The organism is Pseudomonas sp. GL-R-19, from assembly GCF_019956375.1.
In the GTDB taxonomy this organism is placed as follows: domain Bacteria; phylum Pseudomonadota; class Gammaproteobacteria; order Pseudomonadales; family Pseudomonadaceae; genus Aquipseudomonas.
The window spans coordinates 15,585-31,651 of record NZ_JAHBDJ010000049.1; the positions used below are offsets into that span (position 1 = coordinate 15,585).

18 protein-coding genes are annotated in these 16,067 nt (G+C 60.4%); 11 read left to right on the forward strand and 7 right to left on the reverse strand.

Going from position 1 to position 16,067, the window contains the following annotated elements; all coding sequences use genetic code 11:
• Positions 1-239: 239 nt before the first annotated feature.
• From KGA83_RS22805 to KGA83_RS22830, 6 genes are read left to right on the forward strand one after another with little or no spacing between them, the layout of a single operon-like run.
• Entirely contained in the window at positions 240-3,158 is a 2,919-nt protein-coding gene (locus tag KGA83_RS22805; protein ID WP_223530984.1) for a monovalent cation/H+ antiporter subunit A, read from the forward strand.
• The gene (locus tag KGA83_RS22810; RefSeq protein WP_008020558.1) at positions 3,158-3,502 is read left to right on the forward strand and encodes a Na+/H+ antiporter subunit C; all 345 of its coding nucleotides are present in this window, start codon (positions 3,158-3,160) and stop codon (positions 3,500-3,502) included. The genes KGA83_RS22805 and KGA83_RS22810 overlap by 1 nt, the downstream gene beginning before the upstream one ends.
• Positions 3,499-5,184, forward strand: a complete 1,686-nt coding sequence (locus KGA83_RS22815) for a monovalent cation/H+ antiporter subunit D (protein WP_108217962.1) — start codon at positions 3,499-3,501, stop codon at positions 5,182-5,184. Before KGA83_RS22810 ends, KGA83_RS22815 begins: the two co-directional genes overlap by 4 nt.
• Positions 5,181-5,669: a Na+/H+ antiporter subunit E gene (locus KGA83_RS22820; RefSeq protein WP_108217961.1), complete on the forward strand. Its 489-nt coding sequence runs from the start codon at positions 5,181-5,183 to the stop codon at positions 5,667-5,669. The genes KGA83_RS22815 and KGA83_RS22820 overlap by 4 nt, the downstream gene beginning before the upstream one ends.
• Positions 5,666-5,944 (forward strand): K+/H+ antiporter subunit F, encoded by a 279-nt coding sequence (locus tag KGA83_RS22825; protein ID WP_108217960.1) that lies wholly within the window; start codon positions 5,666-5,668, stop codon positions 5,942-5,944. Before KGA83_RS22820 ends, KGA83_RS22825 begins: the two co-directional genes overlap by 4 nt.
• A complete protein-coding gene (locus KGA83_RS22830; protein ID WP_218430574.1) occupies positions 5,941-6,303 on the forward strand; it encodes a Na+/H+ antiporter subunit G in 363 nt (120 codons plus the stop codon). Before KGA83_RS22825 ends, KGA83_RS22830 begins: the two co-directional genes overlap by 4 nt.
• Before the next feature lie 142 nt (positions 6,304-6,445).
• On the opposite strand, the gene KGA83_RS22835 is transcribed toward KGA83_RS22830, so the two are convergent.
• The 4 genes from KGA83_RS22835 to KGA83_RS22850 all read right to left on the reverse strand — a co-directional run bounded on the left by KGA83_RS22835 (position 6,446) and on the right by KGA83_RS22850 (position 8,785).
• Positions 6,446-6,883 (reverse strand): DUF3995 domain-containing protein, encoded by a 438-nt coding sequence (locus KGA83_RS22835; protein ID WP_223530985.1) that lies wholly within the window; start codon positions 6,881-6,883, stop codon positions 6,446-6,448.
• Between the two features lie 117 nt (positions 6,884-7,000).
• On the reverse strand, positions 7,001-8,014 hold the full coding sequence (locus tag KGA83_RS22840) for an ABC transporter substrate-binding protein (RefSeq protein ID WP_108217957.1): 1,014 nt from the start codon (positions 8,012-8,014) through the stop codon (positions 7,001-7,003).
• Positions 8,015-8,132: 118 nt separating this feature from the next.
• On the reverse strand, positions 8,133-8,336 hold the full coding sequence (locus KGA83_RS22845; protein WP_223530986.1) for a hypothetical protein: 204 nt from the start codon (positions 8,334-8,336) through the stop codon (positions 8,133-8,135).
• Positions 8,336-8,785 (reverse strand): hypothetical protein, encoded by a 450-nt coding sequence (locus tag KGA83_RS22850; protein ID WP_177413236.1) that lies wholly within the window; start codon positions 8,783-8,785, stop codon positions 8,336-8,338. The genes KGA83_RS22845 and KGA83_RS22850 overlap by 1 nt, the downstream gene beginning before the upstream one ends.
• 434 nt (positions 8,786-9,219) lie before the next feature.
• Between KGA83_RS22850 and KGA83_RS22855 the strand changes: the two genes are divergently transcribed.
• The gene (locus KGA83_RS22855; protein ID WP_108217953.1) at positions 9,220-9,468 is read left to right on the forward strand and encodes a hypothetical protein; all 249 of its coding nucleotides are present in this window, start codon (positions 9,220-9,222) and stop codon (positions 9,466-9,468) included.
• A 161-nt stretch (positions 9,469-9,629) separates the two neighbouring features.
• The gene (locus KGA83_RS22860) at positions 9,630-9,860 is read left to right on the forward strand and encodes a hypothetical protein (RefSeq protein WP_108217952.1); all 231 of its coding nucleotides are present in this window, start codon (positions 9,630-9,632) and stop codon (positions 9,858-9,860) included.
• A 213-nt stretch (positions 9,861-10,073) separates the two neighbouring features.
• Here KGA83_RS22860 and KGA83_RS22865 read toward each other — a convergent pair whose 3' ends face one another.
• A complete protein-coding gene (locus tag KGA83_RS22865) occupies positions 10,074-11,681 on the reverse strand; it encodes a methyl-accepting chemotaxis protein (RefSeq protein WP_411741920.1) in 1,608 nt (535 codons plus the stop codon).
• 235 nt (positions 11,682-11,916) lie between these two features.
• Complete coding sequence (locus KGA83_RS22870; RefSeq protein WP_007907888.1) at positions 11,917-12,321, reverse strand: TraR/DksA family transcriptional regulator; 405 nt, start codon at positions 12,319-12,321, stop codon at positions 11,917-11,919.
• A 371-nt stretch (positions 12,322-12,692) separates the two neighbouring features.
• Between KGA83_RS22870 and KGA83_RS22875 the strand changes: the two genes are divergently transcribed.
• Positions 12,693-13,298, forward strand: a complete 606-nt coding sequence (locus tag KGA83_RS22875; protein ID WP_108217951.1) for a glutathione S-transferase N-terminal domain-containing protein — start codon at positions 12,693-12,695, stop codon at positions 13,296-13,298.
• A gap of 144 nt (positions 13,299-13,442) precedes the next feature.
• On the opposite strand, the gene KGA83_RS22880 is transcribed toward KGA83_RS22875, so the two are convergent.
• Positions 13,443-13,751 (reverse strand): hypothetical protein, encoded by a 309-nt coding sequence (locus tag KGA83_RS22880; protein ID WP_223530988.1) that lies wholly within the window; start codon positions 13,749-13,751, stop codon positions 13,443-13,445.
• Between the two features lie 175 nt (positions 13,752-13,926).
• Between KGA83_RS22880 and KGA83_RS22885 the strand changes: the two genes are divergently transcribed.
• Both KGA83_RS22885 and KGA83_RS22890 read left to right on the forward strand, forming a co-directional pair.
• On the forward strand, positions 13,927-14,610 hold the full coding sequence (locus KGA83_RS22885; RefSeq protein WP_020796732.1) for a response regulator transcription factor: 684 nt from the start codon (positions 13,927-13,929) through the stop codon (positions 14,608-14,610).
• On the forward strand, positions 14,588-15,982 hold the full coding sequence (locus KGA83_RS22890; protein WP_108217950.1) for a sensor histidine kinase: 1,395 nt from the start codon (positions 14,588-14,590) through the stop codon (positions 15,980-15,982). The genes KGA83_RS22885 and KGA83_RS22890 overlap by 23 nt, the downstream gene beginning before the upstream one ends.
• Positions 15,983-16,067 lie beyond the last annotated feature (85 nt).

The following is a 16,067-nucleotide window of genomic DNA, read 5'->3' on the forward strand; positions in this document are numbered from 1 at the left end:
TTCGCGAGCAGGCTCGCTCCCACAGTGTTTTGAGTTGAACACAAGATTGTGTACACCTTCATACCCTGTGGGAGCGAGCCTGCTCGCGAAGGCGCCGGCACAGGCGAAACCCCTCTTCCGGAAACAATGTGAATCAGGGCTTTTCCGTCTACCGTGTAGGATTCTGCGACAGCTTGGCGTTTGGTGATCCGGGAGCTGGCACGTATGATGCTTCACAAACTTCCGCAGATTAGAAGCCTATGTCCCTGATAGTTCTACTGCTTCTGCCTTTCATAGGCAGCTGTTTGGCGGCCGTGTTGCCGCACAATGCCCGTAACGCCGAATCCCTGCTGGCTGGCCTGATCGCCCTGATCGGCACCCTTCAGGTCGCGTTCATGTACCCGCAAATCGCCCATGGCGGCGTCATTCGCGAAGAGTTTCTCTGGTTGCCCAGCCTGGGCCTGAACTTCGTCCTGCGCATGGACGGTTTCGCCTGGCTGTTCTCCATGCTGGTGCTGGGCATCGGCACCCTGGTTTCTCTGTACGCCCGCTACTACATGTCGCCGAACGATCCGGTGCCGCGATTCTTCGCGTTTTTCCTGGCCTTCATGGGCGCCATGCTCGGGCTGGTGATTTCCGGCAACCTGATCCAGATCGTGTTTTTCTGGGAGCTGACCAGCCTCTTCTCGTTCCTGTTGATCGGCTACTGGCACCATCGCGCCGATGCCCGGCGCGGGGCCTACATGGCGCTGATGGTGACCGGTGCGGGCGGCTTGTGCCTGCTGGCGGGGGTCATGCTGCTCGGCCATGTGGTCGGCAGCTATGACCTGGACAAGGTCCTGGCCGCCGGCGACCTGATTCGCGCCCATGCCCTCTACCCGATTCTATTACCCCTGATCCTGATCGGCGCCCTGAGCAAAAGTGCGCAATTTCCCTTCCATTTCTGGCTGCCCCACGCCATGGCCGCGCCGACCCCTGTTTCGGCGTACCTGCATTCGGCGACCATGGTCAAGGCCGGGGTGTTTCTGCTCGCGCGGCTATGGCCATCGCTCTCGGGCAGTGAAGAATGGTTCTACATCGTCAGCGGCGCCGGCGCCTGCACCCTGTTGCTCGGGGCGTACTGCGCAATGTTCCAGAACGACCTCAAGGGCTTGCTGGCCTATTCGACCATCAGCCACCTCGGCCTGATCACCCTGCTGCTCGGTTTGAACAGCCCGCTGGCCGCTGTCGCCGCGGTGTTCCACATCCTCAACCATGCGACGTTCAAGGCCTCGTTGTTCATGGCCGCGGGCATCATCGACCACGAAAGCGGCACCCGCGACATCCGCAAACTCAGTGGCCTGTACAAGCTGATGCCGTTCACCGCCACCCTGGCCATGGTCGCCAGCGCCTCGATGGCCGGCGTACCGCTGCTCAACGGCTTCCTGTCCAAGGAAATGTTCTTCGCCGAAACCGTGTTCATCAATGCCACGCGCTGGGTCGAACTGAGCTTGCCGATCGTGGCAACCATTGCCGGTACCTTCAGCGTGGCCTACTCCCTGCGTTTCACCGTGGATGTGTTCTTCGGCCCGACCGCGACCGACTTGCCCCACACGCCCCACGAGCCACCGCGCTGGATGCGCGCGCCGGTGGAATTGCTGGTATTCACTTGCCTGCTGGTGGGGATTTTCCCGGCCCAGATAGTCGGCCCGCTGCTCGCGGCGGCGGCGCAACCGGTGGTCGGCGGACCGCTGCCCGAGTACAGCCTGGCGATCTGGCATGGCCTGAACGCGCCAATGATCATGAGCCTGATCGCCTTGTCCTGCGGCACCGTGCTCTATCTGCTGCTGCGCAATCAATTCAAGCGCGGGCGCTTCGACCGTCCGCCTGTCATTGGTCGCCTGGACGGCAAGCACCTGTTCGAATACGCACTGGTCGCCATCCTGCGCCTGGCCCGTCGGATGGAGCCGCGGATTGGCACCCGGCGCCTGCAAATGCAGTTGTTCCTGGTGGTGTTCGCCGCCGTGCTGGCCGGGTTGATCCCTATGCTGCACAGCAGCCTGCACTGGGGCGACCGGCCGAAAATCCCCGGGTCGATCGTGTTCGTCACCTTGTGGTTGCTGGCCATCGCCTGCGCCCTTGGCGCGGCCTATCAAGCCAAGTATCACCGGCTCGCGGCCCTGACCATGGTCAGCGTCTGCGGCCTGATGACCTGCATCACCTTCGTCTGGTTTTCGGCGCCGGACCTGGCCCTGACCCAACTGGCGGTCGAAGTGGTGACCACGGTGCTGATCCTGCTGGGCCTGCGCTGGTTGCCACGCCGGATCGAGGAAGTTTCGCCGTTGCCCGGCAGTCTGCGCCGGGCGCGGGTACGGCGGATCCGCGACTTGCTTCTGTCGACCTCCGTCGGTATCGGCATGGCATTGCTGGCCTATGCCATGCTGACGCGCCAGACCCCCAACGATATTTCCTCGTTCTACCTCAGTCGCGCCTTGCCCGAGGGCGGCGGCAGCAACGTGGTCAACGTGATGCTGGTGGACTTCCGTGGTTTCGACACCCTCGGTGAAATCACCGTGCTGGTGGCGGTGGCCCTGACTGTGTTCGCCCTGCTGCGCCGCTTCCGCCCACCGAAAGAAAGCCTGCAACTGCCGGCCCAGCAACGCTTGCTCGCACCGGACGTGGTCACCGACCTGGTCAACCCGCGTCACGCCAGCGACACCGCACTCGGCTTCATGATGGTGCCGGCGGTGCTGGTGCGTCTGCTGTTGCCGGTGGCGCTGGTGGTGTCGTTCTACCTGTTCATGCGTGGGCACAATCAACCGGGCGGCGGCTTTGTTGCGGGGCTGGTGATGTCGGTGGCGTTCATCCTGCAATACATGGTCGCCGGCACGCAGTGGGTCGAGGCGCAAATGAGCCTGCGACCGCTGCGCTGGATGGGCACCGGACTGATGATTGCCACGGCCACCGGGCTGGGAGCGATGCTGGTCGGCTATCCGTTCCTGACCACCCACACCTGGCATTTCTCGTTGCCACTGCTGGGTGACATTCACCTGGCCAGCGCGCTGTTCTTCGACATCGGCGTGTACGGCGTGGTGGTCGGCTCGACCCTGCTGATCCTCACCGCCCTCGCCCACCAATCGGTGCGTGGTCACAAAACCGCTGCCCAGCCTAAACCCGTTGCCATGAAGGAGGTCGTCTGATGGAAGAAGTCATCGCAATCGCCATCGGCGTACTGGCCGCGTCCGGCGTCTGGCTGATCCTGCGCCCACGGACGTTCCAGGTGGTCATGGGCCTGTGCCTGCTGTCCTACGGCGTCAATCTGTTCATTTTCAGCATGGGCAGCCTGTTCATCGGCAAGGAACCGATCATCAAGGACGGCATCCCTCAGGACCTGTTGCATTACACCGACCCGTTGCCGCAAGCACTGGTGCTGACGGCGATCGTCATCAGCTTCGCCATGACCGCGTTGTTCCTGGTGGTGCTGCTGGCCTCCCGGGGCCTGACCGGCACTGACCATGTGGATGGCCGGGAGCCCAGGGAATGATGGCAATGACTCACCTGATCGTCGCGCCCATCCTGCTGCCGTTGCTGACTGCCGCGATCATGCTGATGCTCGGCGAGAAGCACCGGCCGCTCAAGGCCAGGATCAATCTGCTCTCCAGCCTGCTCGGGCTGGGCATTGCCGTGGCGTTATGGCAATGGACACAGACCACCGGCGTGCCCGGCTCCATCGGCGTGTACCTGCCGAGCAACTGGCAAGTACCGTTCGGCCTGGTGCTGGTGGTCGATCGCCTGTCGGCGCTGATGCTGGTGCTGACCGGCATCATCGGCGTCTGTGCGCTGCTGTTTGCCATGGCCCGCTGGGACGGCGCCGGTTCGAGTTTTCACGCGCTGTTCCAGATCCAGATGATGGGCCTTTACGGCGCGTTCCTCACCGCTGACCTGTTCAACCTGTTCGTATTCTTCGAAGTGTTGCTGGCAGCGTCCTACGGGTTGATGCTCCACGGTTCGGGCCGGGCGCGGGTGTCGTCGGGGCTGCACTACATCTCGATCAACCTGCTGGCCTCCTCGCTGTTCCTGATTGGCGCGGCGCTGATCTATGGCGTCACCGGCACGTTGAACATGGCTGACCTGGCGGTAAAAATCCCGCTGGTGTCCGCAGCTGATCGCGGCTTGCTGCACGCCGGCGCGGGGATTCTGGCCATCGCGTTTCTGGCCAAGGCCGGCATGTGGCCACTGAACTTCTGGCTGGTGCCGGCCTATTCGTCGGCCAGCGCGCCGGTGGCGGCGATGTTCGCGATCATGACCAAGGTCGGCGTCTACACCTTGCTGCGCCTGTGGACGCTGCTGTTCTCCGCCCAGGCCGGGGCATCGGCGTTCTATGGCGGTGAGTGGCTGATCTACGGCGGCATGGCGACCATCGTCTGCGCCGCCATGGCGATCCTCGCCGCGCAACGCCTGGAGCGCATGGCCAGCCTGAGCATTCTGGTGTCGGCGGGCATTCTGTTGTCGACCATCGGTTTCGCCCAGCCGAACCTGGTCGGCGCGGCGCTGTTCTACCTGTTCAGCTCGACCCTGGCGTTGAGCGCACTGTTCCTGCTGGCCGAACTGATCGAGCGCTCGCGCTCGGCCAACGAAGTGTCGCTCGACGATGAAGCCGAACTGCTGCCCCGTCCTCTGGAATCCCTGCATCCACCCAAAGGCATCAACCTCGACGACGAGCAAAAAGCCGTGGTCGGCCAGGTGATTCCATGGACCATGGCGTTTCTTGGCCTGAGTTTCATCGCCTGCGCCTTGCTGATCATCGGCATGCCGCCACTCTCCGGCTTTATCGGCAAACTCGGGTTGATCGGTGCCCTACTCAATCCGCTGGGCCTGGGGAACAGCGGCGACACACCGGTTTCCAACGCCGCGTGGGGCCTGTTGGTGTTGTTGATTTTGTCCGGGCTGGCGTCGCTGATCGCGTTCTCGCGTTTGGGTATCCAGCGCTTCTGGACGCCTGCGGAACGACCATCGCCCCTGCTGCGACGCCTGGAATGCGTGCCGATCTTCGCCCTGCTGGGCTTGAGCATTGCGCTGACCTTCAAGGCCGATCCGCTGCTGCGCTACACCCAGGCCGCCGCCGATGCCTTGTACAACCCCCAGCAATACGTGATGGCGGTGCTCGGCACGCGCGTCGTACCGAACCCGCCGGCTCATGCGACCACGCTGGAGGTGCAGCCATGAAGCGCCTGTTTCCGGCACCGCTGTTGTCGCTGGCCTTGTGGTTGCTGTGGTTGCTGCTGAACCTGTCGACCAGCCCCGGCAATCTGCTGCTGGGTGCGGTGCTGGGGTTCTGTGCGCCATTGATGATGCGCAGGCTGCGTCCGCTGCCGGTACGCATCCGTCGTCCCGGGGTGATCCTGCGCCTGGTCCTGTTGGTCGGGCGTGATGTGCTGGTGTCCAACCTCGCGGTGGCCTGGAGCGTACTCAATGCCGGTCGCCGCCCGCCCCGCTCGCGATTCATCAAGGTGCCGCTGGATTTGCGCGATGCCAACGGCCTGGCCGCGCTGTCGATGATCACCACGGTGGTGCCCGGTACGGTCTGGTCGGAGCTGGCGCTGGACCGCAGCATTCTGCTGTTGCACGTCTTCGACCTGGACGATGAGGCGCTGTTCATCCAGCACTTCAAGGCGACCTACGAACGTCCGTTGATGGAGATCTTCGAATGAGCCCGTTGCTGTCGAGCGCGATCCTGCTGAGCCTGTTCTTCTTTTCATTAGCGATGATCCTGACCCTGATCCGCCTGTTCAAGGGGCCGTCGGCCCAGGACCGGGTCCTGGCGCTGGACTACCTGTACATCGTCGCGATGCTGATGATGCTGGCGCTGGGTATTCGCTATGCCAGTGACACGTACTTCGAGGCGGCGCTGCTGATCGCACTGTTCGGTTTCGTCGGCTCGTTCGCCCTGGCGAAATTCCTGCTGCGTGGTGAGGTGATCGAATGAATACGCCATTGTCGTTATGGGTGGAAATCCCGGTGGCGATCCTGCTGGTGCTCGGCAGTCTGTTTGCATTGATCGGCGCCACGGGCCTGTTGTGCATGAAGGATTACTTCCAGCGCATGCACCCACCGGCCCTGGCCTCGACGCTCGGGGCCTGGTGCGTGGCGCTGGCTTCGATCATCTACTTTTCGGCGCTCAAGTCCGCGCCGGTATTGCACGCCTGGCTGATTCCGATCCTGCTGGCGATTACCGTGCCAGTGACCACCTTGCTGCTGGCCCGGGCGGCACTGTTTCGCAAGCGTATGGCCGGGGATGATGTGCCGGCTGAAGTGAGCAGTCGTCGGACTGAGAGCGGTAGTTAGACCAAGGATTTTTAGTGCCTGGAGCGGCCTCTTCGCGAGCAGGCTCGCTCCCACATTTGATCGCTGTCGTACACAAATTCTGTACTCGCCGAAAATCCCCTGTGGGAGCGAGCCTGCTCGCGAAAGCCATTGGGCAGGCAAATCAAATCCAGGCCACCGCCAACAACCCCGCCCCCAGCACCACGCACAACGGCGAGTAAACCCAGGTATCCAGCCGGGCAAATTTCGAGCCTTTGACCTCTTTGAAAAAACCCACCAGCTCCGAATCGCCAATCGCCCGGGCAAACAGCAAAATCGCAATCGCGCTGATCACCCACTGCAACGACCAGTGATGCAAGGGTGGCAGCCACCAACCCACCCGCAAGCACACCAGCGCGGCAATCAACAGCAACAGCGCGGCCACCACCAGCGTGATCCAGCCTCGTGGCTTGAACGCCGGTCGCAGTTGCGCGCTGCCCACCTGCGGCACTTGCGGGATCGCCGCCACCGCCGCCCACTCACCACCCAACGCCCAATACACATGTACCAGACTGATCATTGCAAAGATCGTCACCAGCCATTGAGCCAACAGCAAGGTCATGGTTCAAAGGTCCTTGAAAGGGATATGAACAGAACATTGTAGGAGCTTGCGCAGGCTGCGATCTTTTGATTTTGCTTTTTTTAGACAAGATCAAAAGATCGCAGCCTGCGGCAGCGCCTACAGGGCGGCGGAGACTTTATCCGCCACCTCCTTGGGCAGCCAGGCCCGCCAGACGTCCGGATGAGCCTTCATGAACGCCTGCGCCGCCTGACGCGGCGGTGTATGTTTCTCGCTCATCTCGGCCAGCGCTTTGTTCAGCGGGTCGATCGGAAAGTCGACCTTGGCGAAGAACTCGGCAATCTGCGGATACTGCTTCTGGAAGGGTGTGGACACACCGATGGACAGTTTGGAGGCCAGGGAACGGGTCGGCTGTGGGTTGGGGTTATCGGCGTCGGTCAAGGTCTTCCAGGCTTGCGCGTCGAACGGTGGCTCTTCGAGTTGAATCAGCTTGAAGCGGCCGAGCAACGGCGTGGGCGACCAGTAGTAAAACAATACCGGCTTGCCACGATGAATGGACGAACTGATCTCGGCATCCAGTGCCGCACCCGAACCGCTACGGAAGTTCACGTAGCTGTCGTCCAGCCCATACGCCTTGAGCTTCTGCTTGTTGACCACTTCCGAGGTCCAACCGATGGGGCTGTTGAGGAAACGCCCCTTGGTCGGGGCTTCCGGGTCCTTGAACACGTCTTTGTAACGCGGCAGGTCGCTGACGCTGCGCAGGTCCGGCGCCAGCGGCTTGATGCCCTTGGCCGGGTCGCCCTTGATCACATATTCCGGCACCCACCAGCCTTCGGTAGCGCCCTTGACCGTGTCGCCGAGGCTGACGACTTTGCCTTCGGCTTCCGCTTTGACCCAGACCGGGCTGCGACCGGCCCACTCTTCGCCAATGACCTGGATGTCATTGTTGGCCAGCGCGGTTTCCAGGGTGATGGTGGTGCCCGGCAAGGTGTCGGTCGGCAGCCCGTAGCCCTTCTCGACAATGATGCGCAGGACATCGGTAATCAGGCTGCCGCTTTCCCAGTTCAGGTCGGCGAAGTGGATCGGCGCCTGGGCGGCAAACACCGGGGCGGGTGTCGCCAGTAAACCGAAAGCGGCCAGGACAGCAGCCAGCAACCGTCGAAATCCGTTCATGCTTTTGCACCTCGTGCTGTTCACAGCAATAGCAGGATGGCCTGGCAGTAGACCGCAAAGCCTCTGAATACTCAGTCCAATGACTGTAGTAGAGGTTCCTGCTTTCGAGGTGCGTGGATCAGTTTTCGCAGGTTTGCTGCAAACGCATCAGCTCGCGCCTGACCATGCTGGCGTATGCCGCCGGTTGCAGTTGGTAAAGCTGTGACGCCACCCAATTCAGCCAGGCTCCTTGCAGAATGACCTTCTGCCCGAACAGCCGCCGCGCTTCGTCTTGAGCGCTGGCCAGGTTCTGTTCGTGGAAATCGGCGCGGGTCAGGGTCATCACTCGCTGGCCTTGAAGGTCACCAGCTCGCCCTTGCGCCACTTGGCCGCTTTGGCGGTCACGGCTTTGAGGGTCTTGGTCAGGCCTTCCTGCAGCTGTTGATGGGCGGCAAACACCATCACCACGCTGTGACCTTCCTTGAACACTATCCCCTGACCGTCGGCCGTGGTCACGAAAGCGTAATCGCCAATTCCGTAAACCGTCAGTTTGATGTCGCGGAACTTGATGTCCAGCTTGCCGCCTTCACGACTGGGCAGCACGGACGCGCTGAAATGATCGCCGACCTTGAGTTTGAGTCCCGGCTTGTCATCCACCACCAGGGCTGATTCGGTGTCGATTTCGGCAATGTAGATGCCTTCAGCGTTCTGTTCGGTGATGTAAACGAAACGTGACTGAAACAGCTTGACCAGCTTTGCGCGCAAATCACCCAGTACGAACAAAGCATGCATATCGAGATTACTTACTGCCAAGGAAACATCCCCACATCTGAAAAATGGTGCCGTACGCGAGAAATAAACGCACAGCCAAAAAAGCGGCAATGCCGAAGGTGTCGCCAAAGAACCCGGATTGAAATCCTGAATGAGCAGTGCGCTCACTCATCACGAAGCTTGAGAAGACTACTGGAACGTCACTCGTGTCGTCCTGCCCGGCGTTCGTCACAGGCTGAAGGAAAACACCCTTCCTGCTGCCAGAAAATTATGGACTATCAACTTCGGGGAAAAATCTCATCAAGAAAAAATCTTTTCCTACATATCGTCCGCAAAAAATTGCTTTAGATAAACATCGATTCCCCGCCAGTGAGGGTGATTCTAGAGCAGCGATGCTCTTGGAGACTAGCCAAAACGACGTACATACGTCGATAAAACCATGAAAAGGACTTCATATGTGCACGCTGACTCACTTTGCTTATCCCTTGGCGCCTGACTCAGAAACAGCGCCGATCCCGCACCCGATACGGTTTCGCCACCACGAACCGCTTCACGATGTCCCGGCCCGCCCGCGATTTCAGGTGGTGATGGCAGGCATTGCCTTCTTTCATATCAAGGATATTTCGACAGGCTGCGTAAGAGGTTTCCGAGCGGATCATAATGAAGCCTGTGCCCTCGCCCGGTTTCTTGAATCACATTGTTGACATGCCCGCCGCACTCATCGCTATCGACGTTTCGTCTGCCCGCCGACTTATCTCAGCCGTCGACGGGCAACTACTGCCATACTGCCAGCCCAATAAAACGGATCCGCAAAAAATCGGGTTGCGTTGACAACAACATTGTATTTCCAGGGGAAGTCTGCAACGTGACGGAATTTGATATCGGCGAGTTTTTTATCCGGGGGGAAGCCAGAGAAATCGACGGTGAATTCCAGGCCGTGATTGTCATGCGAGCCAAACCACCGCTAAAGACCGTGACGTATTACCAGGTCGAAAAAGATCGCTGGTTCAAAACCCCGGATGTCGCCGCCATTGCGGCCCAGGAATCGGCCAGGGAGTTGAAGGCGGCGGTCGATGCAGGCGCGCTGAAAGCCTGATTGTCGGGTTGGCGGTGCGCGACGACGCAGATTGGCAGGTACTCCGCTGCCAATCATGACCGCGACATCAACTTTGCCTTGCATGCTGACCCTCCCGACTTAATTAGCAACCTAATTAATAGGCATGCTAATTAATTTTCCGGCGAGGAAACAGTAAAACCCTGCACAGGTTAATTGCAGAAATTGCAACAGTCGCCCGACAGCCCGGGGTTTCTAACGCGGCTTTTCCGGTTTGTAGCCCAGGCGCAAACCACCCCAATGCCGGCCCTTGAGCATGATCGGCACCGAGAGATCGTGCATCAACTCGCCGGTGTCGCGCGTATAGGTTTGCAGCAACACGGCCTTCTGATGGCTGCCACAGCGGATCCCGGTGCGGTCAGCGAACTTGCGTTTGGTCCGGTTCTGCAAGGCATCGACCTGCGCGTCCCCCGTCAACGGCTGGCTGAACGCCTTGTTATGGGTCGGCACATAACCCTGCTGGGTGCAGGCGATGGCGAACACCAATCCTTCGTGACGCGCTAACAACGGCTCCTGGATCGTTGGCAACACCTGATCGGTGTAGCGGTCGAAACGCGTCTGGTACTTGGCCGGGCTGGTATTGGGAATAGTCTGGTAATTGCGGTCGAACAGATCGTCGAGACTGATTCGACCGGCATCGATATCCGCCTCGAATCGCGCGGCAATCTGCGTAGCGCCTTCCCGCGCCAGGTCATAGATCCGCTGGTGATAGTCATCCAGCCCCACCTCGGCAAGACGCTCGCTGATGGTTTCGGCCTGCCCCTCCATTTGCACTGCCGCATGGGCCAGGCGTTGAGTCTGCTGGTCGCTGACCGCCAGGTCGCTGCGCATCTGTTCAATGGCGTGGAACAGGCTGTCGAGTTGTTCACGGTTGGTGTCTGCCCCCTGGGCGATTTCCCCGACCTGGGACTCGACACTCGCCGCCAGACGGGCAATGTTCTCCAGGTGCTGCCCCGTCTGTTCGACCTGCTCGACGCCGGTATCGAGGTCGCTGGACAGTTGGCGGATCTGCTCCACCACCTGCGCGGTGCGTTGCTGGATGTCGGCCACCATTTCGCCCACTTCGCCCGTGGCAGTCGCCGTGCGTGCGGCGAGCCCACGCACCTCGTCGGCCACCACTGCAAACCCGCGACCGTGCTCCCCCGCCCGCGCCGCTTCTATCGCTGCGTTCAACGCCAACAGGTTGGTCTGGCTGGCGATGGACTGAATCACCAGGGTCACGCGCTGGATATCATCGCTGCGCAGGCTCAAGGCTTCGATCAGTTCACGGCTGTTGCTGGCGCGCTGGCTGAGCTGATGCATGCGCGCAATGGACTCGATCAGTTGCGTACGCCCCACCGCGCCACTTTGATGAGCCTCGCTGGCAGCACTGAGCGCCTGGCGACTGAGCGTCGAGGTGGCCTGTTCGGTGGTGATCATGACCTCGGCGTTGCTGACGATCTGTGCCGCCGCCGCGAGCTGCGATTGCAGTTTGTCCGCCAGTTGCCGAACCGAGAACGCCACACCGGCGGCTGACAGCGCGTTATGGCTGGTGGTGTAGGAAAGATCGCGAGTCAACTCGCTGATGGCATCGGGGTTGTCGGAGGAAGCAGCCACCGGGGTCGCGCGCGAACGCAGGCGAGGCAGCCAGACAATCAATACGGCCAGGGGCAGCCCAAGGTAGAGCGACCATCCGCCCAGCGTCATGCCACTTAACAACAGCATCAGGGCGATGCTTTGCAGCGTCGGTGTCAGCCAGCGGTTTTTCGGCAACAGCACTGGTGCAGGCACTGCCGCAACCAGAGACCCGTCTCTCGTCATCATCGTTACCCCGGAAAGCTTCTAATTGTTGTCTTCGCATTAAACGCCACTATAAAGCCATTATCCATGAGCCTTTAGTCGTGAGCGTTGCAGCAGATCAAGAGAACAACCGGGAAATCGAAGACGGCAGAAAACGAAGATCGCAGCCTGCAACAGCGCCCTACTTCAATTGCGTAGGAGCTGCCGCAGGCTGCGATCTTTTCAAAGGCAGTCCATCTTGATGGACTGCCTTGCAGAATCAGGCCTGACGCTGGTGCTTGTCGATTTGCTCGTGACGTTCCTGAGCTTCGATGCAGTACTTGGTGGTCGGGCTGATCAGCAGGCGCTTGAGGCCAATCGCCTCGCCGCTGTCGTCGCACCAGCCAAAGCTGTCTTCCTTGATGCGCTCAAGGGCTTGTTCCAACTGAGGCAGCATGCGCTGGTCGCGATCGATCGCGTTCACCAGCCAGGTGCGCTCTTCTTCGACCGAAGCCGCGTCTGCCGGATCGGCCGGGGTGTCCAGGCTTTCGATGGCGATGCGGTTCTGTTCGATGCGCTCATGGGTTTCGACTTTCATGTTCTGCAACAGCTCGGAGAAAAAAGCATGTTGCTCGGCATTCATGTAGTCATCCGCCGGCATGGCCAGCAACTTGTCCTTTGTCATTGATATCTCTATAAAAAAAACGTGCATTAAGGCGAATTAGGGAGCGTTCCGGCAGACCTGGGCAGGTCATCGGAAAGGCGCCGTTTGTTCCAAGCGCCACCCGGCACTCAATTTACGAGGGGCGGCAGTCTACGGCCGACTTGAGGCCTCAGCAACTGAAAAGACAGCGAATTTGTCCGACAAAGCCCGGAAAATGCTCTACCGCAGGCTTTGAGGTGGTAATCGGAGTGCGTTTATAGCAAGAAATTCAACCGAGCGGCTGTATATAGATGACAAACGGCCTGCACCGGGCATTATTCACAGTCATTTGCAGGGCTGCGAACCTCAGCTAAGGTTGTCCCTCCCGAAATGGCCATATAAAGGAAAGGACCATGAAGCTGATCGGTATGCTGGATTCGCCCTATGTAAGGCGCGCCGCCATTTCTGCCAAATGCCTGGGAATCACCCTGGAACATCAATCGGTCTCGGTGTTCCGCCACTTCGAACAATTCCAGCAGATCAACCCGGTGGTCAAGGCGCCCACGCTGGTGCTGGATGACGGTGAGGTGTTGATGGATTCGACGCTGATCATCGACTACCTGGAAACCCTGACCGATAACAGCCTGATGCCCGTCGAACCGGGCCGGCGTCTGCGCGCGTTGCGCCTGATCGGCCTGGCGCTGGCCGCCAGCGAAAAATCCGTGCAGCTTTACTACGAGCGCAACTTGCGGCCGGCGGAGATTCAATTCGAACCCTGGGTGCAGCGGGTCGAAGGACAGCTTACGGCGGCCTATACGGCGCTGGAGCGGGAGCTGGAAAAACAGTCGCTGAAGACTGACGGTTCGCTTGAGCAGGATGGCATTACCCTCGCCGTAGCCTGGAGCTTTACCAATCTGGTAGTGCCGGATCAGGTGAGTGCGGCGCAGTTTCCGCGGGTTGCTGCGTTCACTGCGTATGCCGAAGGGCTTGAAGTGTTTATCAGTACACCGATTGACTGACCGATTCGTTTTGCCTGATCTGCCGCTATCGTCGGAACGCCGCCCGGAGCAGGCTCGCTCCCACAGTAGTCTGCGTCGTACGTGGAATTTATGCTCGACCTCATGCCATTGTGGGAGGTTGCTCCGACGGATTTTATGCATGGGTTATTTGCGCTTATAGCTTTTATTGCCACTGGGGGTCAGGCAGTAAACGCCACCTCTGGGCCCGGTACAAAACGAGCCGGTGCCACAGGAGCAGCCCTGTGTGTCCTGAATAAACGCTTGTGGACGCGCCTGGGTCTGACCGCCGAACATTGCCGAGCAACTTTTTTTCGACCCGCTGATGGAGCCGTCATTACACAGGAACAAATCGCCGTCGCATCGATCGATTCCACCCTTCTTGCCGGAGCAGGGTGTATTGCCAGCCCAGGCCGATGAAATGAAAACACTGAACAACAACAGACAAATCGGCATCCAGCGATAGCGGATCGAGTTGCGCACAATGCAGCCCCCTACTGAAGTTGTGGCCCAATGATATCAATGTTGCGAACTGCGACCCCAGTCAGATGAAAGTTAATTTATTAAGTCGCGGACAATTCTTGGCAAAATGCTTGCTACTTCGTATTGAACTGCTTATCAGGCCAGCCCTATGACCCGCATCTTGACCATCGAAGACGACGCCGTGACCGCCCGGGAAATTGTCGCCGAACTGAGTAGCCACGGCCTCGACGTCGACTGGGTCGACAATGGTCGCGAAGGGCTCGAGCGTGCGGTCAGCGGCAACTATGACCTGATCACCCTCGACCGCATGCTGCCCGAGCTCGATGGCCTGGCGATCGTCACCACGCTGCGGACCATGGGCGTGGCCACGCCGATCCTGATGATCAGCGCACTGTCCGACGTCGATGAGCGCGTGCGCGGCTTGCGCGCCGGCGGCGACGACTACCTGACCAAACCCTTCGCCACCGATGAAATGGCCGCCCGGGTCGAAGTCCTGTTGCGTCGGCAGAACACCGTGACCGCCCAGGCCACCACGCTGCGGGTGGCGGATCTGGAGCTGAACCTGATCAGCCACGAAGCCAGCCGCGACGGTCAACTACTGACGCTGTTGCCCACCGAATACAAACTGCTGGAATTCCTGATGCGCAATACCGGGCAAATCCTCTCGCGGATGATGATTTTCGAAGAAGTCTGGGGTTACCACTTCGACCCCGGCACCAATCTGATCGACGTCCACATCGGCCGTCTGCGCAAGAAGATCGACCCGCCTGGCAATGTCCCACTGATTCGGACTGTGCGAGGCTCGGGTTATGTCATTGCCGAACCCGTCTAAAGGCTGGCGCTCTTCCAGCAGCCGTCTGCTGGCGCTCTACAGTTCGCTGTTCGTGATCTGGAGCGGGATCCTCATGGGGGTCATGTACTACGAGGTTTCCGCTTACCTGGACAACCTGGCCAAGCATTCGCTGATGCAACGCCAGCACCTGTTTTCGCGCTTCTCGGGCGAACAACTGGTGGACGCCCTCGCCGTCAGCATGACCTTCGATATCCGTGGCATCGACGCCTACGGCCTGTTCGATGCCCGGCAGCGTTACCTCAGCGGCGCCCTGCGCTACATTCCGGACGGCTTGCCGCTCGATGGCAAGATCCACACGCTCAGCGACTGCGCCGAGTCCGACGACCCGACCCTGCCCAACGACAGCTGCGACGCCGTGGCGACCCAGACCCGCGATGGTTGGTGGCTGATTCTGGTTCGCGACAACGGCTCGCTGTTCGCCGTCACCCGGATCATCCTTCACGCCCTGTTCTGGGGTGTGACCCTGACCATCGTGCCGGGCATCGTCGGCTGGTATCTGCTGCGGCGCCGGCCGTTACGACGCATTCGCGGGATCCAGGCCAGTGCCGAAGCCATCGTCGCTGGCGACCTGAGCCGGCGTTTGCCACTGTCCAACCGGCGTGACGAACTGGACATGCTCGCCGCCATCGTCAACGCCATGCTCGAACGCATAGAGCGCTTGATGAACGAGGTCAAGGGTGTGTGCGACAACATTGCCCATGACCTGCGCACGCCCCTGACCCGTCTGCGCGCGCAGCTTTACCGCATGCAGCAGCAAGCCGGCGAAGGCTCGCCGCAGGCCATGCAACTGGACCTGGTGCTGGCCGAGGCCGACACGTTGATGGCGCGTTTCCGTGGCTTGTTGCGGATTTCCGAACTGGAAGATCGCCAGCGTCGTTCCGGTTTCGTGCAACTGGACCCGGTGTCGCTGTTGCAAGAGCTGCATGAGTTCTATCTGCCCCTGGCGGAAGACGACGGCCTGGTGTTCCAACTGCACCTGCCCGCGTCATTGCCCCCCCTCAATGGCGACCGCGCACTGCTGTTCGAAGCCGTGGCGAACCTGCTCAGCAACTCGATCAAATTCACTCCGCCCGGTGGCGCGGTGATCTTGCGCGGGATCAATGCTGGCGGGCACACGCGGATCGAAGTGCTCGACTCCGGCCCGGGCATTCCCGAGGCGGAACGTGAAGCGGTGTTCCAGCGTTTCTACCGTGCCGAGGCGGGCAATCAAAAGAGCGGCTTCGGGCTGGGGCTGTCCATCGTCGCGGCGATTGTCAGCCTGCACGGGTTTACCCTGGAGGTGGGCACCAGCGAACTGGGCGGCGCACGGCTGGTGCTCGATTGTCGGGAGAGTCTGATTCCTCAAGCCTGAAATTGATCCCCTGTAGGAGCGAGCCTGCTCGCGATGGACGTCAACGATAACGCGTGCAGTCTGATTCGACACGTCGACCTTGCGT